Here is a 25,264-nt window from a genome sequence, read left to right on the forward strand (position 1 = left end):
GCGTATGACGGCAGGGTCGACATGGCGTCAGAGTTGTAGGCCGACCAGTTTGGTCAGGAAGCGGTCGAGTTGGTCGGTTATGGGGGGCCAGGGCAGGTCGGGTTCGTTGATGCGCTGAGCCAGCATGCCGTTGACGGCGGTGCGCAGGTCGATCGTCACGGTGAGGGCGTCGTCGCGCGGGGCGACGCCGGCGTCCATGCAGCGTTGGACCGCGGTGCGGGTGCGTTCCACCATGACCTCCTTGAACGGCATGCCGAGGCGGCGGTGGACGGCGCTTTCGTGCAGCACCTTGTAGAGGCCCGGGTGGGTCTGGGCCCATTCGGCCTGGGCCAGGATGCGGGCCCGCAGCTGCTCGGCGGGGTGGTCGTGGGCGCCCTCGGCGGCGTCGCCGGCGGCGACGAGTTCCTCGTGGCAGCGCTCGGTGGCGGCAAGGACGAGTGCGTCGCGATCGGGAAAGTAGAGGTAGACCGAGGTCGCGGCGACGGAGACGGCGCGGGCGATCGCGCGGAGCGACAGCGCCTGATCGTCGCCGAGTTCGTCAAGCATGCGCACGCCGGCCGTCAAGATCTCCTCGCGTAGCAGGTCGCCCTGCCCGCGGGTGTTCTGCTTGCGCCGGCCCCTGGTGTCCATCCCGGCAAGAATAGCTGTACAGCTATTGCGCTACACCTGTACTTCAATCATGCTCTTGTGTAAGACAAGTTCCTGCCCGTTTGCTTAAGGGGATCGCTATGCCGTTGACACTCCACGAGGCACAGGCAGTCATCACCGGCGCACACGAGCGTGCCGCCGAGATAGCTGCGTCGGTGACGGTCGCTGTCGTCGACGAGGGCGGACACCTTCAGGCCCTCGGCCGCATGAACGGCGCACCGCCGCTCTCAGCGCAGATCGCCGAGGCCAAAGCGGCCAGCGTTGCGCTCTTCCGCCGCGACGGTGCCGCACTGCGCAAGATGAAGGAGACCTCGCCTGCCTTCTTCGCCCAGCTCGATCGGGCCGTGTGCGTGCCGATCCTGGCGGGCGCCGGTTCAGTGCTCATCGTGCGGGGGGACACCGTCCTTGGTGCGCTGGCGGTGAGCGGCGGTACCGTGCCTGGCCAAGACGACGAATGCGCTGAAGCTGCGCTTGCCGTCTTCGCCCCCTAGCCGCGATCCGGACCGCCGGCTTCAGAAGCATTGGGTATGAGCGCTGATGATGGTCCGACTTCGGCGCGGGAATGCCGGCGAACTGTCATGACCGCCAGTGGGCGTACGTTGATGCCCTCGGCTTCGGGTGCACGCCGACGGCCCCTAGGCTTGTTGTCGAGCGGCTGATCGACATCGTCAGGAGGGCTCATGCCGGCCGGAAGGCGTGCGGGGTCCGACGGTGAGCAGCGCCGCGCACAGATCATCACCGTGGCGCAGCGGTCGATCGCGATGCTCGGGTTCGAGGGTCTGCGGGTGCGTGACGTCGCCGATCAGGTGGGCATCAACATCGCCACGCTGCACTATTACTTCCCGTCGAAGGAGTCGCTCGTCAAAGCGGTGGTCGACCGGATCCTCGGCGACCTCGAGCCGGTCCCGCGAATCGACCCTGGGACAGATCCCGAGGCGGTGCTGGCCGAGCACATCAAGCGCATCCTCGACCGTTTCGAGGCCGACCGGGACGGGTTCGTGGTGCTCAACGAACTCAACGCCCGGGCGGGGCGGGATCCCGAGCTGCGCGCGACCCTGCAGGCCAACGACGAGGCTTGGGCCGGGTTCCTGCGGCCGCTGTTCGCTTCGGGACGGGAGAACGGTCAGTTCCGTAGCGATCTCGATCCCGACGCTGCCGCCGCGATCGTCATCGGGTTCCTCAAGAGCCTGCTCTCCCAGTTCGGCCTCACGCCGGAACTGACTCGTCGGGCGGCCGACGAGCTTCTGCGGTCGGTCTCCGTCCGCAATCGCGGCTGACGTCTAGTCTGATGAGTTCCCGGCACCAGTGCCGGGAGCCAGGCACCGCGAGGTCGTGATGTCAGCGCGAACGTCCTTCGAGCGCGGCACGGAAGCGCGCATAGCGCGGTGCGCCGATGAACCGCCAGATCAGCCCGGCCGGGCCGGGCATGTGCTTCTTCAGCCAACGGGTTCCGCCGTCAGGTTGCGCGGCGAGGATCGCGCCGAGCATGTTCCATCCCTGGCCCTTCGGGGTGGCCTGACGGCCGTGCTTGCTGAACCAGTTCACCTCGGGCTGAGTGACCACGTGCTCGATGGCGGGAACGATGTTGGCCTCCTCGTCAGGAAAGTGTGCCCTGAGGGCGGCCGAGACCTTCTCGAGAGCGTCCCGGACCGGGGCGGCGTCGGATCTCTCGGCGGAGTCCCGCCAGGTCGGCGCCGCCCGATCGAGCGCATCGAGATGGATGAGCATCTGGGCGTGCTGGATCTTCATCCGCTCGACGTGCAGCGCGCATGCCGGAGCTCGCCGGTCGATCATGTCCCATAGCCGTGAGTCTTCGCCCTCGTGGTGCGCGTGCAGCGCGTTGGAGATCAGGTGGAGCTGTGCGGCGACCACCCGTGCATGGCGGAGGTCGCCTTCGGCGACGCCGTCGACGAGCCCGACGGCTTCCTCGAACGACCGTAGGAGCATGCGGTGGATCTCGAACATCCCACTGGCGTCACAGATCTTGGGGCCGTCGAAGCGTGGTGCGGTCATGAAGGGTCCGTTCCCGAATCGGCTGTGCTGACCTTCAGACGATATCAATCAAGTGCTTGATTGATATCGTCTAGCAGTGCGTGACCTACAAGACACCGCAGCAGCTGGAGGCGTGCATCTGAGGTGTAGATAGTCAGCTCTTCGGTGATCCGCCCGACGATGCGACCCTCGGGGAACATCGGGTTCTCGGCGCTCGCCGCGGGGTAGTGGGAGGCATGTCCTGGCCCCACATTGCCCGCATGAGTCCCGCCCAGCGGCACATGACCCGCGCCGCCCCCAGCGCGTCCGGCGGATTCACCAGCGCAACGGTGTCGGTCTGCGGTCTGCGCCTGCATCTGCGGCAGCGCCTCGATCCCGCCGGTACGGCACCGGTGTGGTTGCTTCTGCACGGACTGGCCGTGTCGCACCGGTATCTCATGCCGACCGCAGCCGCGCTGCCCGGCTCGGTGTACGTGCCCGACCTGCCCGGCTTCGGCCTCTCCGGCAAGCCGGTCCGGGTGTTGACCGCCGAGCAGCACGCCGAGGTCATCGCCACCTGGATGGACGCCGCCGACCTGAGCGGCGTCCACGTGCTGGGGAATTCGTTCGGCTGCCAGATCGCCGTCGAGCTCGCGATCCGCCGCCCCGACCTGATCGCCTCGCTCATCTTGGTCGGGCCGACCGTCGACCCTGCCGCCTCGACTCCCGGTGCTCAGATCCGCCGCTGGACGCACGACATGCTCAGCGAGGACCCGCACCAAATACCCATGATCGTCGCCGACGTTCGGGACGCCGGACCGCGGCGCATCCTGCGAACGCTGGCACACGCCGTCGGCCATCACATCGAACGCCGCATCCCGCTGGTCCGGGCGCCGATCCTGATCCTGCGCGGCCAGCACGACCGGATCGTCCCTGCCGGATGGGTAGCCCGCGCGGCGTCTTTGGCCCGTACCGCCCGTACCGTTGAGGTCCCCGACGCGGCACACAACGCCGTGACCACGGCCGGCTCGGTGGTCGCCGCCCAAGCTGCCGTCTTCGCCGCGACTCACACCGCCGTCGAGACAACGAAGGAGCCCCCGCTCGACGACCGTCGGATGCCGGTGGAGCACACCACGTCGGCCGAACAAGCCCGACGCCTGACCGAGCAGGTTCTCCGCGACTGGAACATGACCGAGCGAACCGGCGACGTGCTGCTGGTCGTCACCGAACTCGTCCAGAACGTCACCCGGCACACCGATGACGGCGGCGAGCTCCATCTACATCGTCAGGACGATGCGGTTCTGATCGAGGTCACCGACACCAACCCGCAACCGCCACGGTTGAAAGCCCCTTCGCGTGCCGAGCCGGGTGGCCGCGGGCTGCTCATCGTCGCCGCAACCGCACGCCGATGGGGCAACCGGCCGGCCCGCTGGGCCGGCCGCGCCGGCAAGATCGTGTGGGCGGAAATCGCCCGGCGGCTACCGGACTGACCACAAACCTCGAGGTCGGCATAGTCCCGCGGCGAAGGGGAAACCGGGGACGTATGACATCACCGACCTGGCCAAGCGAGTCCTGCCGGGCATGGTCGTCCGCAACTCGGGCTCGGTACTGTTCACCTCGTCCGTCGCCTCGATGATGCCGGGCACGTATCAGGCGGTCTACAACGCGTCGAAGTCGTTCGTGCAGTCGTTGGGCGCCATGCGTGCCGACGTGACATCACCGCGACCGCCAGGGAGGTTACCGGTCATCGGTTGGTCAGCCGCTCCATCTGCTCGGCGTAGCGGGCGCCCTGGATCTCGACCTGTGCCGTAGCCTTGCCGATCTCGGCGAGGTCGTCTGCGGTGAGCTCGACGTTGGCGGCGCCGATGTTCTCTTCCAGACGCTCGAGGCGGCGGGTGCCCGGGATCGGCACGATCCACGGTTTCTGGGCGAGCAGCCATGCCAGGGCGATCTGCGCGACGGTGGCGTTCTTGCGGGCGGCGATCTCGCCGACCTGGTCGACCAGGGCCTGGTTGGCCTTGCGAGCGTCTGCGTCGAAGCGGGGGATGGTGGCGCGGATGTCGCCGGGCGTGAAGTCGGTCTCGGCGGTGATCTTGCCGGTGAGGAAGCCTTTGCCGAGCGGGCTGTAGGGGACGAGGCCGATGCCGAGCTCTTCGCACATCGGGATGATCTCGGCCTCGGGGCGCTTCCACCACAGCGAATATTCGTTCTGCAGCGCGGTGACCGGCTGCACGGCGTGAGCGCGGCGGACGGTCGCGGCGGCGGCCTCGGACATCCCGAAATGCTTCACTTTGCCGGCCTGGATCAGCTCTTTGACGGCGCCGGCGACGTCCTCGATGGGTACGTCGGGGTTGACGCGGTGCTGGTAGAACAGGTCGATGTGGTCGGTTCGCAGCCGCTTGAGGGAGGCGTCGGCGACCCGCTTGATGTGTTCGGGGCGGCTGGAGAGCCCGGTCTGGTTGCCGTCGGCGTCGAAGGCGAAGCCGAACTTGGTGGCGATGACGACCTGATCGCGTACGGGTTGCAGGGCTTCTCCGACGAGTTCTTCGTTGACGAACGGCCCGTAGACCTCGGCGGTGTCGAAGAAGGTGACACCACGCTCGACGGCGGTGCGCAGCAAGGCGATGTTGGCGGCCCGGTCCGGCCCGGGTCCGTAACTCTGGCTCATGCCCATGGCGCCGAAGCCGATCGCCGAGACGACGAGGTCGTTGCCGAGGGTGCGGGTCTGCATGAACGGCTCCTTCTAAAGGGTGATCTCGTCGAGGGCGCGCAGGGCGTCGAGGGTGCGTGGGTAGCCGGCGAAGGGCAGCAGCTGGGTGATGACGGCCGGCATTGTGGCCCGGTCGTTGCCGACGTTGCTGTTCCCATCTCGACCGTACGTCGTGCCGCGCTCACCAGGGGTGTACTGCCGGTACACCCTTCATCAGGGACTCCCGCCGAGGGGTCGGGCGAGGTTGTCTGGGAAAGCCACTTCAAGGAACGACCAAGGAGAAGATCATGCGTGGTGTCGTCCTGCACGCGGCCGGTGACGTCCGGGTGGAGCATCGCGACGATCCCCGGATCGAGCAGCCGACCGACGCGATCATCCGGGTGTCGGCTGCCTGCGTCTGCGGGTCGGACCTGTGGCCGTACCGGGGTGTCGACAAGGTCGACGGTCCGGCCCCGATGGGTCACGAGTACGTGGGCGTCGTCGAGGAGGTGGGCAGCGAGGTCACCAGCGTCCGGCCGGGCCAGTTCGTGGTGGGCTCGTTCTGGGCCTCCGACAACACGTGCGAGATCTGCCGGGCCGGCTACCAGAGCGCGTGCCTGCACCGGGTGCCGATGGGGGCACTGGGCGCCCAGGCCGAGTACCTGCGCGTGCCGCTGGCCGACGGCACCCTGGTGGCCACGCCCGAGCTGCCCCCGGCTGAGCTGATCCCTAACTACTTGGCCGCCTCCGACGTGCTGGGCACCGGATGGTTCGCCGCGGTCGCCGCCGAGGCCGGGCCGGGCAAGACCGTCGCGGTCGTCGGCGACGGCGCGGTCGGGCTGCTGGCGGTGCTGGCGGCTAAGCAGCTGGGCGCCGAGCGGATCATCGCGATGAGCCGGCACGAGCCGAGGCAGCGGCTTGCGCGGGAGTTCGGCGCCACTGACATCGTCACCGAGCGTGGGGAAGAGGGCATTTCCAAGATCAAGGAGCTGACGTACGGGCTGGGCGCGCACTCGGTCGTCGAAGCGGTCGGCACGCAGGAGTCGATGATGCAGGCGATCCACTCGACGCGGCCCGGCGGGAACGTGGGTTTCGTCGGCGTCACCCATGACGTGAGCCTGCCCGGCATGGACATGTTCTGGTCGCTGGTGCGCCTGCAGGGCGGCCCGGCACCCGTACGCCGCTTCCTTCCCCACCTGATGGAGCTGATCGGCGACCGCAGCATCAACCCGGGCCGGGTCTTCGACCTGGGCCTGCCGCTCGACCAGGCGGCCGAGGGCTACGCGGCGATGGACGAGCGCCGCGCTATCAAGACTCTTCTGCGCCCGTGACACTTACGGGAACATCACCATGCTCACCGTCAACGGCTGTCTGTCACCGAGTCGCTCGTGGTCGGTCACGAGATCGTCGGCGTGGCGGCCGAGGTCGGCGCCGAGGTCATCAAGCACGCTGTGGGGACCCCGGATCGGTGTCGGCTGCATGGTCAACTCGTGTAGCGAGTGCGAGATCTGCCGCGATGGGCAGCGAGTCAGTCAGTGTTCGTTTGCGCAGTCTGGCGCCATGTTGAGGATATGTTGCAGGTTGATGAGGGTCAGTACCTCGCGTACTCGTTGATGCGCTCGGATGATCTCGATTTCTGCGTTGGCCTGTTCGGCCTTCCGTCGGCAGATCAGGAGAGCACGGATACCGTCGGAGCCCATGAACGTCACCCGGGCCAGGTCGAACGCCACACGCCGCGGGCGGTGCGTGCTCACCAGGTCGGTAAAGACGCGTTCCAGCTGTGCGTAGTTGTCGCGGTCGATCTCGCCGGCAACCGTCACCGTCGCCGTGTCCGATGTGGGAGTGGTCACCTCGACGATCAGGGCAGCATCAACGTACTCATGATCGAAAATCATGGTAGCAACAACCTTCTGGGGTTCGGCCGTGGTAACCGGGTGCAATCACCGCGCGCGGGCGGTGATGCCGAGACGACGAACCTTGAAGGCGAGCAACCCCGACGTGGTGCTGTAAGACCACCGTACGCCCCCGCCATGAAAGCGCCGTCTGCGTGGCGTTGCTTTCATTCGCCGGGCGTCGGGCTGACACTTCACTCCGACCGTGGCTGTCAACACACCAACACCCAGCACGCCCGCCTCGCCCGCAGGCACGCGTGCGGCTGTCGGTCGGCCGGTGCGGTCAATGTCGGGACAACGCAGCCGGAACGTATTCCGGATCAGATGAATGCAGGTAGGCCAAGCTGTCGCGATTCGGTCAACGCCGCGACTTCGGTGATCGACGGTCGGTGGTTCATGGTCCTTCCCGGGTAGACCTGGGACATGACCGAGCTCTTCGAGACGTATGAAATCTATCTCGCCGCGTGCAACGACCGCGCGTGGACGACGGTCGCTGGCTTCGTGCATGCCGCGGTTCTGGTCAACGGCGTTCAGCGAACGCGGGACCAGTACGTCGACGACATCAGGAAGACGATCGCCGTGTTTCCCGACTACACGTGGGAGATCCGGCACGTCGTGGAGCGGGCGCCCTGGCTCGCCGTCCATCTGCACGACACGGGAACACGGCATAGGCCGTTCCTTGGCGCCCCGGGCGACCTGTCGCCCGTTGAGACCGACGAATTCGCCATGTATCGGATCACCGACGGGCGGATCGCCGAGCTGTGGGGCACCGCGGACAACGCTCGCCTTCTAACCTCGGTAACTGCGACATGACGGCGGGCAGGCGACCTTGGCGCCGCTGCGCGGCAAGGCCACATCCATCGAGCTTCGTGAGGCCCCGCCCGACGGCAGCCTCGCATGGGCACAGCCGCTGAGAACGCGATCACAGGCGGGCACATCAACGAGCTGTGGGCGCGAATATCCCGGCAGGCCTCCGCTCCCGATCTGCCGAGTAGATCAGTATCCAGGACTGCAAGATATTCTGCTTCCATTGGCGATCAAGGCGATCTTGTGGGCGACCTTCACCTCGCCACCATCGTCGTAAACGTGCGAGACATGGAGCGAGCGGTGCGCTTCTGGACCCTTGCTCTGGGTATCAACGGCGTGAAGCGGACTGGGACACGGTGTCCTTGCAACTGACCGACTCCGTCGCGCGGGAACCGGTCCGCCTGGATCTCGACCTTTACACCGATGCGCAAGCGGCGCAGGTCGAGCGACTCGTCGAGCTGGGCGCCACCCGGGTCGACGACTGGCGCTATCCCGACAATGCTGACGTCGTGGTGCTACGAGACCCTGATGGAAATGAGTTCTGTGTCATCGGCCATGCACAGCTCTGATTTCGGCAACGGCGCGCCCAACGCCCTTGCCGCCGTGACGCTCCGTAGCGCGCGACTCGTCAGACACGGACAGCGGACGCGTGAGAATCCGAAACGTGTTAGCGGCCAGGGCCTCACTGTGCCGGCGCTGCGCGCCGGGCACCACGAAGCCGTGCACTGGCAGCGCACCAGACGGTTGCGCTTGACCGACCACAAGGTAAGCCCTCGCTTCGTGTTTCTCGATCAGCCTCTGGAGACGACTCAGATCGGCCCGGACAGCTTCATCGATGCCTACCCGACCGCCGCCAAGCCTCAATTCGAGGCGTCGAAAGCCGGCGACACGGTCCGGATCCAGCTGACCCGGCAGGACGCCGGGTACCAGTCGAGCCTCGAATGGCCAACCCCGGACTCCGCACCGGTCGAGATCGGCCCCGCCCTACTCGACGTTCTAGAGACCTTTCGCGGTCAGGGTCCGGGCGGTGTTGGTGGGGATAGACCGGTTCCGGTGAGGTAGCCGTCGATCAGATGGGTGCGGTGTTGCATGCGTTTGAGGCGGTTCTTCACGGCGATGGCCAGACTGCCGGCGGTGCGGGCGGGCAGGTTCGCCAGGCTGCGTTTGAGACCTGACCAGGCTTTCTCGATGGGGTTGAGTTCGGGCGCGTAGGCGGGTAGCCGGTAGACGCGTAGCCAGGGCCGGGCGGCGATCAGGGCTTTCATCCGGGTGGAGCGGTGCGCGTTCAGGCCGTCCCAGACGAGCACGATCGGCGCCTGCAACTGCCGGTGTGCGGCGTCGAGCAGCCGGGCGAAGTCGCGTTCCCGAAAGCCTTTCGGCTCGCCTTTACGGCCCCGGCCGGAGGTTTTGGTGCGGTAGATCAGCCTCGATCGGTGGCCGGGCCGGTAACAGACCAGTCCGGCCACCGAGACTCGGGCGTTGCCGGTCGCGGTGACGTGCGCGATCGGGGTGACGCCCTTGGGCGCCCAGGTGGCGGCTTTGTGCGGTTTTAGCGTCTGGCCGCACTCGTCGGCGAAACAGATCCAGGCGGCCCGTCGTGCGGCGACTCTTTTACCGCCGGCCACTGGTAGCGGCGCCAATGCGCGATCGCAGCCTCGTCCCGCTCGATCGCCCGGTACGACGGCAACTGGCTGGTCCAGCCGAGCCGGCGCATGGCTTCCCACGCCGTGGTGATCCCGACCCGCACGTCGAACATCGACGCGATCAACGCCACGATCCGGACCAAAGTCCACCGCTGATCCTCGCCATGGCCGGCCGCAGCGGGCCCTTGTTCCAGACGGGCCTTCAACCGGGCCAGCTGGGCGTCCGACAGCTTCGGACCCGGACCTGCCGGCCCTCGCGAAGCCAGCGCGTCGACACCGCCGGCCGCCCAGGCCCGCCGCCACTGATACGCCGACTTCGTCGACACCTCCAGCAACGCGGCGACCTCGAGCGCCGACCTGCCCTGCGCGAACAACAGCGCCGCTCGCTGCCGCACTCGCTCTCGCCGTACCCGTTCCGCCTGGTCAACGCCGCCACCGTCGCCATATCGCATGCGACCAGCAGACCCGACACCCGCCCGCCAGCACGATCACCCACAAGCGTCACAGTGGATCAGACACAGACCCCCAACCCGAAAGGTCTCTAGAGCGCGCCGGTCAGGACGAGAACGGCAAGAAGGCGCACGACTTGGCGGAGCAGATCCGTGCGTTCCTTTGCCAGGCAGAGGAACGCCGATACGAGATGGTCCGAGACGCGTTGCTCCGCGACGGTAGTGTCCTGGGGTGATGTGGAGCGTAGTAGCCCCGCTGGCGGTGGCTCAGGTCCGCGATGACTTCGGTGTCGAGGTTGGCGAGCTGCGGCCGCATCCGGGCGGGTTCGAAGCGGACGCCTTCACCGACGGGCGCTGGTTCGTGAAACTCTGGCGTCAGCAGCCAGACAGTGACGCCGCACTGGCGCTGACCGCTGAGCTGGCGGCTCGGGGCCTCCCGGTTCCTGCGGCGCAGCGAACTCTCGACGGCTCGTACACCTCTGCGCACCTTGGTCGGCGCTACGCGCTGTTTCCATTCGTCGACGGCCGCCAGGCAACCTGGGACGACGCCGACGCGATCGCGCGGGCGATGCGTACCGCGCACGAGATCACCGACCTCCTGCTGCCCCGCACCGACATGGACGAATGGTGCATCGAGGCGCTGCGTGACCGGCGCGACCACCCGTGGATCGTCGACCGTCGTGACGAGGTCATGGCCAACGTCGACCGGCTCGAAGCGGTGATCGAAAGGGCCCGCGTGATCGACGTTCCGCACGTGGTGTGTCACCGAGACTTGTTCCCGCACAACGTCCTCGTCGGCCGCGACGGTAGCGTTGTGGCACTACTCGACTGGGGTCAAATGATGCTGGCGCCGCGTGAGCACGACGTGTTCGCCGGCTTGTGCGGGCCCGACCCCGTGCGCTTCCTGAGTGCGTACCGCGCACAGCGGCTCGACCTCACGCACCTCGAGTACGCCCGGCTCGCCCGCTCGCTTCGCGATATCGCCGTTCGCGTCGACAACGAGGTCGACCTGGACGGCATCAACACATGGGGCTTCGACGGATTGCGCCGAGTGGACGCCGACCTTGTGCTCGCCCGCCCTTTTTGCGATCGCTGAAGTCGGCGGGAGCTGCGAGACGGCAGGAAGATCCGAGCCGAGGCCGGCCGTGGCCGATCAACGTGTTCACGCTACGGCTGTCGGGTTGTCGTTCCGGCCTGGGTCAGGACGCGGACCGCCAGCGGCCGATCGAGGCGAGGCCTACCACGGCCACGGCGGCGGCGAGCAGAATCGCGATCACCGGTCCGCGTCCGCCGCCGGCAGGCTCGGCGGAGGAGGCGACCAGAATCAAGGCCGCGACACCCAGCGCGGTGCCGAGCTGCGCAGCGGTGTTCAGGACGCCGGTGGCCATGGAGACATGCTCCCGGGGCACCTTGGTACCGAGGTCGTTGCAGCCCACGGACGAGGTGCCCAGGCCGTAGCCGAGCAGCGCCAAGCCGATCACGGTGCCGGCGACCATATCGAGGGTGAGAGCGACAACGACATTGCCGAGGGCGAGCAGAAAAAGGCCGAGCATAATGGTCTGGCGGTTGCCCCACCGATGTGTGACTGGTCCCGCGAGGACGGATCCGACCACCACGGACACGCTGAGCGGCAGCAGCATCAGGCCTGCCTGCAAGGCCGACTGCCCGGCAGCCTCCTGCAGATGGAGCGTCAGCAGTACCGCGGTCGAGCTGGTCACGGCGGTATTGATGAAGGAGCCCAGCGAGCAGGCGACGAGCCGTGGCTGCCGCAGCGCCGACAGGGGCACGATCGGTTCTCTGTGCCGGGCCAGCCGGACGAACAGCAGCCCGGCCAGCAGGACGCCCGCAGCGACGGCCAGCGCGCCCACCATGCGGTGCGCCGGTTCCTGCAAAAGCGCGGCGCCGAAAACCATCGCCATCACCGAGGCGGTCAACAGCAGGGCGCCGATCACATCGATGGAACTTGACCGATCTGTCTCCGGCTGGGAACGCACCCAAACGATGACTCCGGCGCCGAGCAGGATCGCCACGGGAATGTTCACCCAGAACACGGCCCGCCACCCGACCGTGTCGGTCAGGTATCCACCGAGGAAAAGGCCGCTCGCGCCGGCGGCAGCGCCGGCAGCGCTCCACCATCCCAGCGCCCGTGCCCGGTGATCGGCGCGGGAAGCGGTGGCCAACAGCAGGCTGAGCGCGGCCGGCACCGTGAGGGCGGACGCCGTGCCCTGTACGGATCGGGCCAGCACCAGCTGCCAACCGTGGTTACCGGCCCAGCCGATGACGCCGGCGACCGCGAACACGGCCAGCCCGGCCATCAGAAGCCGCCGGTGTCCGAACTTCTGGGCAAGCCGCGCCCCCAGGACGAGCAGACCGCCGAAGAACATCGCGTACGCCGTAGCCAGCGGAGCGGCCAAGGCATCGGAACCGTGAACGGCGCGGATCATCGAGGGAATCGCGACCACCGCACTGGTCACGCCCATGACGTCGACGAACTGCACCATGCAGAGCACCGCCACCGCCCATCCCGCGCGGGTTCGCGACAGCTCTGGTCCAGGCGAGGGCACCCCGGTGCGTTCAGGCCCGCCATCGGCAGTCGTGCCCAGCGACGGCCTCTCAACACGAGCCCCGACAACGGGTTTGTCGCTCATTCGACCGTTTCTACCCGTCGACGTGCGTGACTATGCAGGACCGCACCACACGGCCGGCACGTCCGCAGCCCCGTGCCGGCCGCTCACGGTCACCCACATTGTTCTGCCTGGCAGCGTTCAGATGGAACGCCGGGGAGCTCGGCGTCTCGCCGCGCCGAGCTCCCCGGAGATCGGAAGCCAGAAGAACGCGTTGAAGGCGGCGATCACCACGACGCCGTGTACCGGCAGCAGGGCCCCGAGCAGGGTGCCGAGACCGAGCCAGACCAGTGCCAGCTGGAAGCGACGGTGGATGGCGCGGGCGCCGGCTGGATCGATCTTGTGGAGCAGCCCGTGCCGCTCCCGGCGGGCATACCACCAGATGATGTTGAACACCACCGCCGCCACCTCGAACACGACGCCGTGCAGGACGACAGCGACGCGCTCGCCGTGCCCGTCGCGGAAGGCGTCGGCCAGCACGGAGGCGGCGAACGGCAGGAATGCGATGTCCATCAGCAGCACGGTGTTGAGGAACAGGATTGTGCGGTCGGCGTGCCGGATATGGTCGAACATGACGTGATGATTGGCCCAGACCTGGCCGATGAGCATGAAGGTGATGATGTAGGCCAGGTAGGAGGGCCAGAGTTCGGCCAGCCCATGGAGCAGATGCCGGGTGTCCTCCGGCGGATGGATCTCGAGGACCAGCAGCGTGACGGCGATGGCGATCACGCCGTCGCTGAACGCGACGAGCCGTGCGGGTTCGCGCTCGGCCCGCTCAGGGGCGGGGTCGGTTCCTTCGGTCACGAGCGATTCCTCTGAGGTCGCGGCGTCGATGAGGTCGTCCATCATCCACCCGCCTGTGGTCGCCGACGGGGCCGAGGCTCGCTGCGGACACCGAAGCACCAATCCAAGTCCGTAACGTTCCTCGACAACCCGCTCGCGGCGCTCACCGTGATGATTGTCGACGTGGGCGTGGCCGAGGGAGTCGGCGCCTGGGGTCTGACCATTGCTATGGCAGTCGCCCTGCAGGAATCGCGCCTACGGAACTTGCATTACCTCGGGACTCGAGAGCGGGGGCGCCGATCAGGAGGAACCAGACGAACTTGCGGGTCATGACATTCAACATGCTCTCGCCTGAGCACAGTGATTGGATCCGGCGACGGCCGGTCATACAGGCAGCGATTGCACGGTGGCGCCCCGATCGCGCCATTCATGTGGTGCTGGCCGGGGACTTCGACGACACCCCCGACTCTTCCATCGTCCGGTTCTGGACGGGAAAGCAGTCTTTGCATGGCATCAGCGTCGCTTACCATGACACGTGGGCCGCAATAAATCCGGACGACGCCGGGCATACGTTCACGCCGATGAATGCGTATGAACGGGCTGGGGAGATGTCGCTGGAATTGGGTCGCCGGATCGATTACGTCATGGTCCGGTGCGCCTGTCCGACAATTCCAGCGACGCGACCCGGTCTCCCTGACGAAGGAGCGGGCGTCCGGGCGATCGGACGATTCATCAAAGCCAACGTTTGACCCCGCGGCGGCACAAATCCGTGGGATTGACGACATGTCTTCAGTAATCCTGAAAGGATTTGTCGCGGGGGTGCTCAGTGATGATTCGGCGGTTGCGTCATTTTGGCGGCAGTCGGCTGCTGATCAACGTAGCTGTAGTCGTCATGCTGGTCGCCGTAGCCGGGCTGGGCTACGTGGTCTCGTACCGGCAGGAGACAACGGCGAGCCGGGCGCGCCAGGCGCAGCGCCTCGTTCAAGCTGCTCAACAGGTGAAATACCGGGTGGCGGACTTCAACGGGTGGCAGACCGCGTACGCCTTCGACATCACCCGCGGCCTGCCCGGCGCGGCCGGCGACTCCTCGCCGAGCCGCGCCATGTTCCTCCGCTCGGCCGCGGCGTTCGATGCCGACCTGACCGCCTTGCAGGCGTTGGCCCGTTCTCCCGATGTCGCACGTGCGGTCGGCGGCGTCCGGTCCGCCTTCACCGAGTTCATGAACGTCGACCAGGAGATCCTGCGGCTGTACCGAAGCGGCAACGGCGCGGACCGCGAGGCCGCAGCGAACCTGGTTCTCGGCCGGGAGATCGAGCTGTACAACCTGATCGCGGCGAGCTGTGACGCCGCTGTCGCCCTGTCGACCTCGGCGGCGGACGCCGACTTCGCGCACCTCGGCGCGGTGGGCGGCTCAACACGCCTGTACATCATGGCACTCAGCGCCGCCGCGATCGCCCTGGCGGTGATCGGCGTGGTGCTCGCGGAGGCACGCCGGCGGGTGATCGCCGAGCACGATCGGCAGGTCCAGCGGATGGCGAGCCTCGGGCAGCTCGCCGGCGGGATCGCCCACGACTTCAACAATCTGCTCAGCATCATCCTGAACTACACGGCTTTCGCCGCCGAGGCGGCCAAGGAGGATGAGACCCGCGAGGACCTCGCCCACGTGCGCACAGCGGCCGAACGGGCGGCCGGCCTCACTGCTCAGCTGCTCGCCTTCGTCCGGCAGGAGAAGCCGCGCGCGGAGGTCCTTGACGTCAACGAGATGATCGCCGAGACGCACACGCTGCTTGCGCGCACCATCGGCGAGCACATCAACCTGGTCACGGTGCCGTCGCCGACCCCGCTGACGATCTCCTTCGACGGCGGTCAGATCCAGCAGATCCTGGTCAACCTCGCGGTGAACGCCCGCGATGCGATGCCGGATGGTGGCACGCTGGTTATCGCGGCCTCCGCCGTCGACATCGAGGCCAACCAGGTCGACCTGCGGCCGGAGCTGAAGCCGGGACGATACGTTCAAGTCCTGGTCAGCGACACGGGCACCGGGATACCTCCCGACGTCGCCGCTCGCATCTTCGAGCCCTTCTACACCACCAAACCCAGAGGCCGGGGTACGGGACTGGGCCTCGCCACCGTGCAGCGCATCGTCACGGGGGCCGGTGGCAGCATCGACGTCTGCTCCAAGCCCGGCATCGGCACCACGTTCCGGGTGTACCTGCCCGCTGTCGAACCGCCGGACGATTCGGAGCTGGTGAGCTCGACCAGGGCGCCGCGCGGCCGCGGTCAGCGGGTGCTGGTAGTCGAGGACGAGCCGGTCCTCGGGGCGAGTATCGCGCGCATCGTCGGCAACGGCGGATATCGCGTACGGTCCGCGGTAAGCGGCCCCGAGGCCATCGCCGAGTTCGAGCGCTCCGGCTGCGATCTGCTGCTCACCGACGTCGTCATGCCCGAGATGTCGGGCACGCGGCTGGCCGGGATCCTGCGGCAGACGCATCCCCTTCTTCCAGTGCTCTACGTGTCCGGTTACACCGAAGGGACGGTCGGCGCCGCGCGCCTTCTCGAGCCCGAGGCCGTCCTGATTGAGAAGCCCTTCTCTGCCAATCAGCTGCTCATCGCCGTCAGCGACGTCCTGCGGGAGGATGGGGGCGATAGAAATTTCGCCGCTGGTCAAGTAGCCGCGGCTACGGAGTGAGCGGTGACGCCGGGCCCTGGAATGGCGTCGGCCGGGCTCTCGGCCATCGGCGGCGACGCCACCGCGGTGGGTGCCTCGGTCATGATGGAGTGGTGTCACCGCGACGGCGTTTGCTCCTGCTCGTTGTGGCCGGCGTAGCCGTGGCCGCCCTGCTCGTTGTGGTCGGTTTGCGGCTGCTCGGCGGCCGCGCGGGCGACGGCGGCCGCCCCGACCAGGCGCTGCCCGGCACCGTGGTCCTGGTGCCCGGGTACGGCGGCAGTCAGGCTGGGCTGAGCGGGCTGGCCGAACGCCTGCGGCGCGAGGGCCGCACCACCGACATCGTGACGTTGCCCGCTGAGGGCACCGGTGACCTGGCGGCCCAGGCCGAGACGCTGGACCGGGCCGTCCGGGACGCGCTGCGCGACGGTGCCCCTTCGGTCGACGTGATCGGCTACTCCGCCGGTGGCGTGGTGACGCGCCTCTGGGTCGAGCGGCACCATGGCGCCGGCGTCCGCCGGGTCGTCACGCTGGGGTCGCCGCTGCACGGCGCGCGGATCGCCGGCGTCGGCGCCGCGGTTGCGCCGGACGCCTGCCCGCAGGCGTGCCGTCAGCTGGTTCCCGGCAGCGACCTGCTGCGCGACCTGACCGGGCCGCTGCCCGAGGGCCTGCCCTGGATGTCGATCTGGACGGAGAACGACGAAACTGTGCAGCCGCCCGACTCCGCCCGCCTGCCCGGCGCGGTGAACGTGCCGCTGCAGAGCATCTGCCCGTCCTCCCGGGTCACGCACGGCGAGCTCCCCACCGACCCCGACGTCACCGCGCTGGTTTTGGACGCTCTCGCCGTCGCGCCACTGACCGCCCCGACCGCCTGTCCCTGACTCCGCGATCAGTTCGCGATGTCCTTGGTGAGGAAGTTGGCCCAGGCCGCGCCGAGCAGCACCGCAAGGTAGACCAGCTGGATGCCCGCGCCGCGCTCGATGTCGCGCCACAGGACCGGCTCCCGGAAGAAGTCGATCCAGGCCAGCCAGTAGCGGGTCGGCAGGTACGGCCGGATCGCCGCCGCGGCGTCCAGTGTGACCAGGACCTGGCTGGTCACCAGCACGGCCAGGGCGCCCATGGCGGCGCCGAGCGCCGAATCCGTCACGGTCGAGAGAAACAGCGCGATCGCCGCGACCCCGAGCATCGACACGACGATGTACGCGACCGTGCCCAGCAGCCGCATCGCCAGGCCGGCCGGCGTGATCGTGACCCCCGACAGCGACGTCACGTCCGGCGGCAGGGCCACCCCGGCCGAGCTCGTGGACACCCCGAACAGCAGCACCCCGGTGACGTACGAGGTGACCAGCACGGCCAGGATCGCGAACAGCACGAAGACGATCAGAGAGATCAGCTTGGCGACCAGCAGCCGGCTCCGGCCGACCGGGCGGACCAGCAGGTAGCGCAGCGTGCCCGCGGACGCCTCGCCGGCCACCGCGTCGCCGGCCAGCACGGCCACCGACACCGGCAGGAAGACCGGCAGCACCAGGGCCATCGCGGCGGCGGGATAGAGCGCGCCGTTGCTGAGCACCGCCGACAGGAACGCGCCACCCTGACCGGGCGGCGGGGGGATGCGGGTGGTGGCCAGGAAGATCGCGACGATCAGGGGAAGGGCGCAGAGCAGACCCGCGATCACGTACGTCCGCGGGCGGCGGAACAGCTTCGCGAGCTCGACCCGGATCACCCGTTCGCCTCCACCCGGTCCGAGCTGGTGGTGGTCGCCTCGAGCACGACCTGTTCGAGGGTGCGCAGCTCCGCGGCGATCGCGGTGACCGTCACCCCGGCGCCGACCAGCTCGGCGTTGAGCGCTCCCGGGTCGTCGTGCCGCACGGTGAGCTTCTCGCCGTCGCGGTGCTCGACCCGGCCGTCGAGCAGCGACGCCACCCGCTCCGGTGTGGGCGTGGCGACCCGGACCCGTCCGGTCGGCGCGCGCAGGCTGTCCAGGTCCTCCTGCACCACGAGGCGGCCGCGGTCCATCACGCCGACCCGGGTGCAGAACGCGTCCACCTCGCCGAGCAGGTGGCTGGAGAGGAAAACCGTGGCGCCGTCGCGGTTCAGCTCGCCGAGCAGGTCACGGATCTCTCGGATGCCGCGCGGGTCCAGGCCGTTGGTGGGCTCGTCCAGGATCAGCAGCCGCGGCCTGCGCAGCAGCGCGCCGGCCAGGCCGAGCCGCTGCCGCATGCCGAGCGAATAGGCGCGGACCGGGCGGCGGTCGATGCCGGCCAGGCCCACCCGCTCGAGCGCCTCGCCGACCCGCGCGCGCCGGTCGCGGCGGCGGCCGCCCGGCCCGGCCGCGTCGAACAGGGCCAGGTTGGCGCGACCGGACAGGTTCGGGTACGCCCCCGGGCCCTCGACCAGGGCGCCGATCGAGGGCAACACGTCACGGACCCGACGGGGGACCGGATGCCCGAGGACCTCGATCCGGCCGCGGGTCGCGAACACCAGGCCGAGCAGCATGCGTACGAGGGTGGTCTTGCCCGAGCCGTTGGGGCCGAGCAACCCGTACCGGTCGCCCTCGCGCACCTCCAGGTCGACGCCATCCACCGCGACCGTGCGGCCGTACCGCTTGGTCAGGTCATGGGTGACGATCATCCTGGCACCTCCGCCAGGTCGACGGCGACGCGGCGCAGCAGGTCCGGGCCGACCAGGCCGGCGACCAGCAGCGTACGGAACCCGTTGCGCACCACCAGCAGGTTGAGCAGCCCCGTCGTGATCATCGCGGCGTCCCGGCCGCCTGGCACCGGAACCTCCTGACCGAAGGTGTCGATCTGCCGGAACGCGGCGTTGCCGAACCGGCCCGGCAGCCCGACGGCGACGAAGGAGGCCAAGCCGGTGCCGTACACGCCGGCCGCCGCCACATCGGAGAGCGCGTCACGCCGCGGTACCCCGCCCAGCACCGGCGGCAGCGACACCGGCCGCCACCGGTTGATGGTGCCGAGGATGTCCGGCGCGTCGGCCTCCGTGTAGCCGATGCCGGCACGGGGAGCCGGCGGCGTCAGCACGGCCGGGTCCGGGGTATCGAAGTGGATCTCGAGGAATCGGGTGACGAACACCGGCCGCACCCCGCCCTTGGCCGTGATCTCGGCCTGCAGAGGGAGCCCGTGCCGCGGGTCGGCCCAGATGTCCACCTGCGCCACGGTGGTGTCCGGGCCGGTCGGCACCAGCCGCAACCCTTCCGCGGCGACGCCGGCAACGCGCTTGGCGCCGAGGTCCTCGACGCGGTCGCCCGCCGCCGTGGCGAGCAGCCGGCGAACCAGCTCGGGCGGGGTGAGGTCGGCTGCCCGGGGGAGCCGGAGCGCCGCGCCGCCGTTCACCCGGGTGATCTGGTTGTCCCCGAAGTCCCAGACGAACTGGGCTTGCGGGGTCTGATAAACGTCGCGCTCGGTGCCCTCGCCGAGCACGTCGACGCGCCAGCTCTGCGGGGACGCGTACCACGTACGCATCTCGGTGGTGCCACTGAGCAGCGCGGACACCTGCGTGAGGTTGGGCAGCGAGGGCAGCCCGAGCAGGCCGGTGCTCTGCGCGTACCCGTGATAGGCCTCCGACCCGGAGGCGGCGATGCGATCCCGCAGCGCCGCCGGGTCGTGCCCACTCGCCCGGACCGGCCAGGCGCTGATCGCGACCGGAACGGCCGCGAGCGCGAGGATCACCCCGAGCACGAGCGCCCACCTGCGCAGGCCTTGCGCAGTGACGACGGTGCGGCCGATCCCCATAGGCCTGCAAAGGTACCCACGATCGGCGACCTCATCCGATGCCCGGACGGCAGTTGCGATTCACCACGTCGTCGGTCGAGTGACCTTTGGCGGCCGGCAACCGAAAGGGCCGATGACATTCGTGGGCGAGCTTCGCGCCGGCGCCGACTTCCTGGACGCGGCCAAGGCGATTCTGCGGCAGGAGCGACAGCGGCTGGCCGTCTTGCTGCAGTGTCCGCATGAGCTGGTGCTGGTCGGCGGCAGTTCGCTGCCCGGCACACTCACCAAAGGCGATGTCGACCTGCACCTACGGGTATCGGTCGACGCTTTCACCCAGGCTGTGGCCGCGATGAGTGACGTCTACGAAGTCGTACTTCCGGAGATCTGGGCGCCGACCTTGGCGACATTCGCCGCCAAGGCGGCGCTGCCGACCGGGATCGCGGCCACCCCGGCCGGCTCGGAGCACGATCTGCGCTTCACCCGTGCGTGGCAGCGCTTGGCCGCCGACCCAGCGCTGGTCGACGCATACAACGATGTCAAGCTTCGCCACCGCGACGACCCGCGCGAGTACGAACGCATGAAGTCCGCGTTCTTCGACTCGTTGCAAGCGTAGGAGCGGCGTGCGAGGAGGAGCGTCAGCGAACCGACCACTGGGTGAAGGGATCGGGCTGGTCCCGGCGATCCCGGCGGCGGAAGTCGAGGGCTTCGCGCCAGGCGGCGCGTGGGGGATCAGCGGCGGCTTTCCGCGAGCCCGCGCTCGCGTACGGGATCGGCCGTCATTCCGCGGCGGTGGCCGATGAGCGCGTCGATCGACCATTGGCCAGCACCCATGACCGCGATGATCAGGAATGTCCAGGCGTAGAGGGCCGGGGTGACGCCACCGTTCTGGACGGGCATGAGCGCCTGCGGCTGGTGGACGGTGAAGTAGGCGTACGCCATCGAGCCGGAGGCCAGCAGGGCGGCGGGCCGGGTGGCCAGTCCGGCCAGGACCAGAGTGCCGCAGACGAGCTGGATGAGCGCGGGCTGCTCGCCAACCGTTACCGGAACCGCTTTCTCATCTGGGCGTGCGCGCTCGGCGGCGCCGGCGTGGCGCTGACAGGGCTGAGCCGCCACGGCCAGAGCAGTGGCCGCGACGCCGGCGTTCTCGTCCGACCTCAGCGACTGGTCGAGTTTCCCGCGGGAGATCGCCTCGTCTCGCACATAGCCAACCGTGACGGCAGCCGCGAGGAGAAACGACGGGCCTGGCTGGACTGTCCGTGTGACGTACGAATCGGTTCAGGGCGAGACGGCCGAGACCAAGCAGCCCGAGCAGATGGCGGCCGGACTGTTTCCCGCCGAGCCTGTCACCGATCCGGTCGGCGCGCCGGGGCGGCGCCGGCCGGCGCGGAGTCCTGGGCCAGGGCCATCGCTCCGACGAGCGGAGCGTCGTCGGCGAAGCGGGCCTTGGCCAGCGCCGGCGGGAACGGCACCGATCGGCGCAGGGCCGCCGCGACGCGCGGGATGATGTGCTCGGCGGCGCCCATCATGCCGCCGGCCAGGACCACTCGCTCCGGGTCGACGACGACGCAGAGATTGGCGATGGTGCGCGACAGCGTCTCGATGGTCTCGTCCAGCAGCCGGGCAACGCCCGGTTCCGTTCTCAGCTCGAACAGTTCCGCGGCAGTCACCGGCCGGCCCAGCAATGCGGCGCCGCGCCGGCTCAGGGCCACGCCGGACACGATGTCCTCCAATGGCGCGTGCCCGTCCGCGAAGCCGGGATCGGTGTCGTTGTCGCGCAGATAGCCGATCTCGCCGGCCGCGCCGTGCGCGCCAGGCACGACCCGGCCGCCGACGACGAGGGCGGCGGCCAGCCCGGTGCCGAGGTTGATGTACAGGCCCACGTCGACCCCGCGTAGCGCCCCCCAGTGCAGTTCGGCGGCGGCGCCCGCGTTGACGTCGTTGTCGATCGCCACCGGGGCGTCACCGAACTCGGCGCGTAACAGCGCGGGCAGGGCCATGCCGTCCCAGCCGGGTACGTTGGGTGCGAGCCGGACCCGGCCGTCGCGCAGCACGCCGAACGTGGACACGCCGACTGCCGCCGGGCCGGTCAGCAGGGTCCGGGCGGCTTCGAAGGTGCGGCGCACGGCCTGCATGGCGCCCGATTCGCCGAGGGTCCGCAAGCGGAGTGTGGCCTCGGGGCGGCCGTCGGGGGAGCCGACGGCCGCCGTGGCGATCGCGATCTTGGTGCCGCCGAAGTCGATCGCCAGGACCCGGGAGTCCGTCATCGGGGCTGACCGCGCCGGGCGAGGGAGTCCACGGCGACGGCGACCGCGAGGACCGCGGCGGTCACCATGTAGCGCACCGAGGAGTTCACGTTCAGCAGCAGCATGCCGTTGGTGATGGCCTGGATGACGAGGATGCCGAGCAGGGCGGCGTAGGCGCGCCCCCGGCCGCCGAACAGCGAGGTGCCCCCGATGACGGCCGCGGCGATGGCCATGAGCAGGGTGTCGCTGCTGCCCGAGCTCTGATTGACGGCGGCGAGGCGGCTGGCGGCCAGGATGCCACCGGCGGCGGCGAGCGCGGAGCCGGCGGCGAAGGCGATCACCCGGATCCTGGTCACGTTGATGCCCGCCCGCCGGGCCGCCTCGGCGTTGCCGCCCACCGCGTACATGTGCCGGCCGAAGACGGTGTGCTGCAGGATCAGGTCGAGCGCCACGACCAGGGCGGCGAAGATGACCAGCAGCAGCGGCACGCCGCGGTCGGCCGTCAGGACGAGCACGACGGCGGCCAGGGCGATCGCCAGACCGCCGAAGCGTACGGCCATCCGGAGGACCGAGGTCACCGGCAGTCCGGCCGCAGCCCGCAGCCGCCGGTTGACCAGCGCGCTGGTCGCGCTGACCGCGACGATCAGGACGGCGGTCAGCCAGGCGACCGGCGCCGGAAGCCAGCTGTCGCTGAGCTTCGCCACGAACCCGTCGAAGGGCAGGTTGATGGTCCCGCCGCTGCCCAGCAGATACAGCATCAAGCCCTGCCAGCCGATCAGCCCGGCCAGCGTGACCACGAACGACGGCATGCCGAGCCGGGTGAACATCCAGCCGTGCAGCAGCCCGATCAGGGCGGCGCCGGCGAGCGCCGTGGCGATGGCGAGGATGGGCGGCCAGCCGTGGTTCACCGACAGGATGGTCATGATGACCGCGGCCAGGCCGCTGACCGACCCGGCCGACAGGTCGATCTCGCCGAGCAGCACCACCATGATGATGCCGAGCGAGATGGTGCCGGTCGCCGCCATCTGCAGGGAGAGGTTGGTGAGGTTCTCGGCCGACAGGAAGCGGTCGTTCAGCGAGCCGAACACGACCGCGATGACGACCAGCCCGGCGACGACCGGCCAGGCGCCGAGGTCGGACCCGCCGCGGCCGATCGGCCGCAGCGGCTTGCGCAGCATCAGGGAGAGGGCGGTCATGCGGTTTCCTCCGATGCGCCGGCCAGGGCGGCGCCGCCGGTGATGGCGGCCACGACGGCCTCCGGGGTGGTCTCGGCGGTGCGGAACTCGCCCGCGTTGCGGCCGAGCCGCAGGACCACGATCCGGTCGCTGACGGCACGGACATCGGCGAGGTTGTGGGAGATGACGAGTACGGCGAGGCCACGGTCCCGCAGGCGCCGGATCAGGTCGAGCACCTGGGCGGTCTGCTCGACGCCGAGCGCCGCCGTCGGCTCGTCCAGGATCACGACGCGCGGATCGGCGACCAGCGCCCGGGCGATGGCGACCGACTGACGCTGACCGCCGGAGAGCATGGCGACCGGGACCCGGATGTCCCGGATCCGGACGTCCAGGGACGCCAGCAGGTCGCGTGCCGCTCGTTCCATCCGGATCGGGCGCAACACCGACCAGCGTTGCCGTTCGGCGCCGAGGAACAGGTTGGCCACCACATCGAGGTTCTCGCAGAGGGCGAGGTCCTGATGGACGGTGGCGATGCCCAGCCGTTGCGCCTCGTGGGGGTTGCTCAGGCCGGCCGGGCGGCCGTCCAGCTCGACAGTTCCGCTCTCCGGGATGACGACGCCGGAGAGGACCTTCACGAGGGTCGACTTGCCGGCGCCGTTGTCACCGACGAGGGCGACGACTTCGCCCGGCGCGAGGTCCAGGCTCACCTCGTCGAGCGCCTGGACCGCGCCGTACGCCTTGGAGATCGCGTTGGCGGAGAACACTATTGGATGCCCTGTCGCGCGCATGCCGCCTTCACCGGCGGAGTGCAGATGTCGGCCGCGGTGTAGAAGCCGTCCTTCACGATCGTGTCGTTGATCTTGTCGGCGGTCACCGGGATCGGATCGAGCAGGAACGACGGGATCTTCGCCGTACCGTTGTCGACGTTGGCCGGCGCGGCCGGCTTCTGGTCGTGGACCACCCCGACGGCCAGTTCTGCCGCCTTCTCCGCCTCGCTGCGAATGTCCAGGTAGATGGTCATGTACTGCTCGCCGGTCAGGATGCGCTGCACCGCCGCGAGCTCGGCGTCCTGGCCGGTGATGGGCGGGACGGTGGCGTAGCCCGCCCGCTTCATCGCCGCGATGGCGCCGCCCGCCATGCCGTCGTTCGCGGACAGCACGCCGACGATGTTGTCGCGGCCGAGGGCGGTGATCGCCTGTTCCATCTCCTGCTGGGCCTTGTCGGGGCTCCAGTCGGGAGTGTCGAACTCGCGGCCGACCGTCACCTTGCCGTCGAGCACGTGGTGCGCGCCGGTCTTGTAGTCGGCCGAGCTGGGATCGGTGGGCGATCCGTTGATCATGACGATCTTTCCCTTGCCGGTCGTGCCGGCCTTGCCGAGCGCGTCCAGCAGCGCCTGGCCCTGCATCTCGCCCACCCGGACGTTGTTGAAGGAGACGTAGTAGTCGTAACTGATGCCGGAGATCAGCCGGTCGTAGGCGATCACCGGAACCTTGGCCTGCTTCGCCCGGTTGACCAGGGACGCGACCGCGCCCGCGTCGACCGCGTCCAGGACCAGAGCGTCGGCGCCCTGAGTCAGCGCCGCCTCGACCTGCTGTTGTTGCTTGGCCGCGTCCTGGTCGGCGTTGAAGTAGAGCACCTTGCAGTCGGCGCACAGGGCCTTGACCTTGGCCTCGAACAGGGGCCGGTCGAAGGCCTCGTACCGGGTGGTCTTGGACTCGGGAAGGAAGAGGGCGATGGCGGCCGCCTTCTTCGAGCTGTCGGAGGCGTCTGAATTGTCCGCAGCACCGCAGGCACTGAGGAAAACGACGGCGGCGGTGGCTGCGGCTGCTGCGGCGAACCTGTTGGCTCTCACGGTGCACCTCTCTTCCGAAGGTTTGAGGAGCATCGTCAGCCACCCGGTCGCCCTTTGGCAATGTCCTTTACGAAATTGATAAATGAGATTTA

The 25,264-nt window shown here is 69.0% G+C and carries 30 protein-coding genes; 13 read left to right on the forward strand and 17 right to left on the reverse strand.

Annotation, left to right across the window (positions count from 1 at the left end):
- Positions 1–27: 27 nt before the first annotated feature.
- On the reverse strand, positions 28–630 hold the full coding sequence (locus ACQPZX_RS14725) for a TetR/AcrR family transcriptional regulator (RefSeq protein WP_433380127.1): 603 nt from the start codon (positions 628–630) through the stop codon (positions 28–30).
- Positions 631–728: 98 nt separating this feature from the next.
- On the opposite strand from ACQPZX_RS14725, the gene ACQPZX_RS14730 reads away from it, so the two are divergent.
- Both ACQPZX_RS14730 and ACQPZX_RS14735 read left to right on the forward strand, forming a co-directional pair.
- Positions 729–1,139 (forward strand): GlcG/HbpS family heme-binding protein, encoded by a 411-nt coding sequence (locus ACQPZX_RS14730; RefSeq protein ID WP_433380130.1) that lies wholly within the window; start codon positions 729–731, stop codon positions 1,137–1,139.
- A gap of 189 nt (positions 1,140–1,328) precedes the next feature.
- Positions 1,329–1,925: a TetR/AcrR family transcriptional regulator gene (locus ACQPZX_RS14735; protein WP_433380133.1), complete on the forward strand. Its 597-nt coding sequence runs from the start codon at positions 1,329–1,331 to the stop codon at positions 1,923–1,925.
- 61 nt (positions 1,926–1,986) lie between these two features.
- Here the strand turns inward: ACQPZX_RS14735 and ACQPZX_RS14740 are convergent, their stop codons facing one another.
- Positions 1,987–2,661 (reverse strand): hemerythrin domain-containing protein, encoded by a 675-nt coding sequence (locus ACQPZX_RS14740; protein ID WP_433380136.1) that lies wholly within the window; start codon positions 2,659–2,661, stop codon positions 1,987–1,989.
- 239 nt (positions 2,662–2,900) lie between these two features.
- On the opposite strand from ACQPZX_RS14740, the gene ACQPZX_RS14745 reads away from it, so the two are divergent.
- Positions 2,901–4,109 carry an alpha/beta fold hydrolase gene (locus ACQPZX_RS14745; RefSeq protein WP_433380139.1) on the forward strand — a complete coding sequence of 403 codons (1,209 nt, stop codon included), beginning with the start codon at positions 2,901–2,903 and terminating at the stop codon, positions 4,107–4,109.
- 91 nt (positions 4,110–4,200) lie between these two features.
- Complete coding sequence (locus ACQPZX_RS14750; protein ID WP_433380142.1) at positions 4,201–4,431, forward strand: SDR family NAD(P)-dependent oxidoreductase; 231 nt, start codon at positions 4,201–4,203, stop codon at positions 4,429–4,431.
- On the opposite strand, the gene ACQPZX_RS14755 is transcribed toward ACQPZX_RS14750, so the two are convergent.
- Together ACQPZX_RS14755 and ACQPZX_RS14760 are read right to left on the reverse strand one after the other, a co-directional pair.
- Positions 4,364–5,350, reverse strand: coding sequence for an aldo/keto reductase (locus ACQPZX_RS14755; protein ID WP_433380144.1), 987 nt, complete (start codon positions 5,348–5,350; stop codon positions 4,364–4,366). The two genes, ACQPZX_RS14750 and ACQPZX_RS14755, sit on opposite strands and share 68 nt — an antisense overlap.
- Positions 5,351–5,362: 12 nt before the next feature.
- Positions 5,363–5,536 (reverse strand): hypothetical protein, encoded by a 174-nt coding sequence (locus tag ACQPZX_RS14760; RefSeq protein ID WP_433380147.1) that lies wholly within the window; start codon positions 5,534–5,536, stop codon positions 5,363–5,365.
- A gap of 80 nt (positions 5,537–5,616) precedes the next feature.
- Between ACQPZX_RS14760 and ACQPZX_RS14765 the strand changes: the two genes are divergently transcribed.
- Positions 5,617–6,639, forward strand: coding sequence for a zinc-dependent alcohol dehydrogenase family protein (locus tag ACQPZX_RS14765; RefSeq protein WP_433380150.1), 1,023 nt, complete (start codon positions 5,617–5,619; stop codon positions 6,637–6,639).
- Between the two features lie 201 nt (positions 6,640–6,840).
- Here the strand turns inward: ACQPZX_RS14765 and ACQPZX_RS14770 are convergent, their stop codons facing one another.
- Positions 6,841–7,203: an STAS domain-containing protein gene (locus ACQPZX_RS14770; protein WP_433380153.1), complete on the reverse strand. Its 363-nt coding sequence runs from the start codon at positions 7,201–7,203 to the stop codon at positions 6,841–6,843.
- Between the two features lie 420 nt (positions 7,204–7,623).
- Between ACQPZX_RS14770 and ACQPZX_RS14775 the strand changes: the two genes are divergently transcribed.
- From ACQPZX_RS14775 to ACQPZX_RS14785, 3 genes are all read left to right on the forward strand, one after another.
- Positions 7,624–8,013 (forward strand): ester cyclase, encoded by a 390-nt coding sequence (locus ACQPZX_RS14775; protein WP_433380156.1) that lies wholly within the window; start codon positions 7,624–7,626, stop codon positions 8,011–8,013.
- A gap of 350 nt (positions 8,014–8,363) precedes the next feature.
- A complete protein-coding gene (locus tag ACQPZX_RS14780) occupies positions 8,364–8,576 on the forward strand; it encodes a VOC family protein (RefSeq protein WP_433380158.1) in 213 nt (70 codons plus the stop codon).
- Positions 8,542–9,069 (forward strand): hypothetical protein, encoded by a 528-nt coding sequence (locus tag ACQPZX_RS14785; protein ID WP_433380161.1) that lies wholly within the window; start codon positions 8,542–8,544, stop codon positions 9,067–9,069. Before ACQPZX_RS14780 ends, ACQPZX_RS14785 begins: the two co-directional genes overlap by 35 nt.
- Here ACQPZX_RS14785 and ACQPZX_RS14790 read toward each other — a convergent pair.
- On the reverse strand, positions 9,021–9,632 hold the full coding sequence (locus ACQPZX_RS14790) for a transposase (protein WP_433385239.1): 612 nt from the start codon (positions 9,630–9,632) through the stop codon (positions 9,021–9,023). The two genes, ACQPZX_RS14785 and ACQPZX_RS14790, sit on opposite strands and share 49 nt — an antisense overlap.
- Positions 9,557–10,045 (reverse strand): winged helix-turn-helix domain-containing protein, encoded by a 489-nt coding sequence (locus tag ACQPZX_RS14795; RefSeq protein WP_433377869.1) that lies wholly within the window; start codon positions 10,043–10,045, stop codon positions 9,557–9,559. Before ACQPZX_RS14795 ends, ACQPZX_RS14790 begins: the two co-directional genes overlap by 76 nt.
- A gap of 289 nt (positions 10,046–10,334) precedes the next feature.
- Between ACQPZX_RS14795 and ACQPZX_RS14800 the strand changes: the two genes are divergently transcribed.
- The gene (locus tag ACQPZX_RS14800) at positions 10,335–11,195 is read left to right on the forward strand and encodes a phosphotransferase enzyme family protein (RefSeq protein ID WP_433385242.1); all 861 of its coding nucleotides are present in this window, start codon (positions 10,335–10,337) and stop codon (positions 11,193–11,195) included.
- A 103-nt stretch (positions 11,196–11,298) separates the two neighbouring features.
- Here ACQPZX_RS14800 and ACQPZX_RS14805 read toward each other — a convergent pair whose 3' ends face one another.
- Together ACQPZX_RS14805 and ACQPZX_RS14810 are read right to left on the reverse strand one after the other, a co-directional pair.
- Positions 11,299–12,600 (reverse strand): MFS transporter, encoded by a 1,302-nt coding sequence (locus ACQPZX_RS14805; protein WP_433380164.1) that lies wholly within the window; start codon positions 12,598–12,600, stop codon positions 11,299–11,301.
- Positions 12,601–12,864: 264 nt separating this feature from the next.
- The gene (locus ACQPZX_RS14810; protein ID WP_433380167.1) at positions 12,865–13,527 is read right to left on the reverse strand and encodes a TMEM175 family protein; all 663 of its coding nucleotides are present in this window, start codon (positions 13,525–13,527) and stop codon (positions 12,865–12,867) included.
- A gap of 308 nt (positions 13,528–13,835) precedes the next feature.
- Between ACQPZX_RS14810 and ACQPZX_RS14815 the strand changes: the two genes are divergently transcribed.
- The 3 genes from ACQPZX_RS14815 (at position 13,836) to ACQPZX_RS14825 (ending at position 17,052) form a co-directional block, all read left to right on the forward strand.
- Complete coding sequence (locus ACQPZX_RS14815) at positions 13,836–14,255, forward strand: endonuclease/exonuclease/phosphatase family protein (protein WP_433380170.1); 420 nt, start codon at positions 13,836–13,838, stop codon at positions 14,253–14,255.
- Between the two features lie 143 nt (positions 14,256–14,398).
- Entirely contained in the window at positions 14,399–16,195 is a 1,797-nt protein-coding gene (locus tag ACQPZX_RS14820; RefSeq protein WP_433380173.1) for an ATP-binding protein, read from the forward strand.
- A 92-nt stretch (positions 16,196–16,287) separates the two neighbouring features.
- Positions 16,288–17,052 (forward strand): lipase family alpha/beta hydrolase, encoded by a 765-nt coding sequence (locus tag ACQPZX_RS14825; protein WP_433380176.1) that lies wholly within the window; start codon positions 16,288–16,290, stop codon positions 17,050–17,052.
- Positions 17,053–17,060: 8 nt separating this feature from the next.
- Here ACQPZX_RS14825 and ACQPZX_RS14830 read toward each other — a convergent pair whose 3' ends face one another.
- From ACQPZX_RS14830 to ACQPZX_RS14840, 3 genes are read right to left on the reverse strand one after another with little or no spacing between them, the layout of a single operon-like run.
- Entirely contained in the window at positions 17,061–17,894 is an 834-nt protein-coding gene (locus ACQPZX_RS14830; protein WP_433380178.1) for an ABC transporter permease, read from the reverse strand.
- Positions 17,891–18,802, reverse strand: a complete 912-nt coding sequence (locus ACQPZX_RS14835) for an ABC transporter ATP-binding protein (protein WP_433380181.1) — start codon at positions 18,800–18,802, stop codon at positions 17,891–17,893. Before ACQPZX_RS14835 ends, ACQPZX_RS14830 begins: the two co-directional genes overlap by 4 nt.
- A complete protein-coding gene (locus tag ACQPZX_RS14840; protein WP_433380184.1) occupies positions 18,799–19,923 on the reverse strand; it encodes a hypothetical protein in 1,125 nt (374 codons plus the stop codon). Before ACQPZX_RS14840 ends, ACQPZX_RS14835 begins: the two co-directional genes overlap by 4 nt.
- Positions 19,924–20,044: 121 nt before the next feature.
- Here ACQPZX_RS14840 and ACQPZX_RS14845 point away from each other — a divergent pair, with 121 nt between their 5' ends.
- Positions 20,045–20,515, forward strand: coding sequence for a hypothetical protein (locus ACQPZX_RS14845; RefSeq protein ID WP_433380187.1), 471 nt, complete (start codon positions 20,045–20,047; stop codon positions 20,513–20,515).
- 116 nt (positions 20,516–20,631) lie between these two features.
- Here the strand turns inward: ACQPZX_RS14845 and ACQPZX_RS14850 are convergent, their stop codons facing one another.
- The 5 genes from ACQPZX_RS14850 to ACQPZX_RS14870 all read right to left on the reverse strand — a co-directional run bounded on the left by ACQPZX_RS14850 (position 20,632) and on the right by ACQPZX_RS14870 (position 25,172).
- On the reverse strand, positions 20,632–21,102 hold the full coding sequence (locus tag ACQPZX_RS14850; RefSeq protein WP_433380190.1) for a DoxX family protein: 471 nt from the start codon (positions 21,100–21,102) through the stop codon (positions 20,632–20,634).
- Positions 21,103–21,245: 143 nt separating this feature from the next.
- Positions 21,246–22,166, reverse strand: a complete 921-nt coding sequence (locus ACQPZX_RS14855) for an ROK family protein (protein WP_433380193.1) — start codon at positions 22,164–22,166, stop codon at positions 21,246–21,248.
- Positions 22,163–23,341 (reverse strand): sugar ABC transporter permease, encoded by a 1,179-nt coding sequence (locus tag ACQPZX_RS14860; RefSeq protein WP_433380196.1) that lies wholly within the window; start codon positions 23,339–23,341, stop codon positions 22,163–22,165. Before ACQPZX_RS14860 ends, ACQPZX_RS14855 begins: the two co-directional genes overlap by 4 nt.
- Positions 23,338–24,084: an ATP-binding cassette domain-containing protein gene (locus tag ACQPZX_RS14865; RefSeq protein WP_433380199.1), complete on the reverse strand. Its 747-nt coding sequence runs from the start codon at positions 24,082–24,084 to the stop codon at positions 23,338–23,340. Before ACQPZX_RS14865 ends, ACQPZX_RS14860 begins: the two co-directional genes overlap by 4 nt.
- Positions 24,084–25,172, reverse strand: a complete 1,089-nt coding sequence (locus tag ACQPZX_RS14870) for a sugar ABC transporter substrate-binding protein (RefSeq protein WP_433380202.1) — start codon at positions 25,170–25,172, stop codon at positions 24,084–24,086. The genes ACQPZX_RS14865 and ACQPZX_RS14870 overlap by 1 nt, the downstream gene beginning before the upstream one ends.
- Between the last annotated feature and the right edge of the window lie 92 nt (positions 25,173–25,264).

Origin of the sequence: Actinoplanes sp. CA-142083 (assembly GCF_050942195.1) — a bacterium.
GTDB lineage: Bacteria > Actinomycetota > Actinomycetes > Mycobacteriales > Micromonosporaceae > Actinoplanes.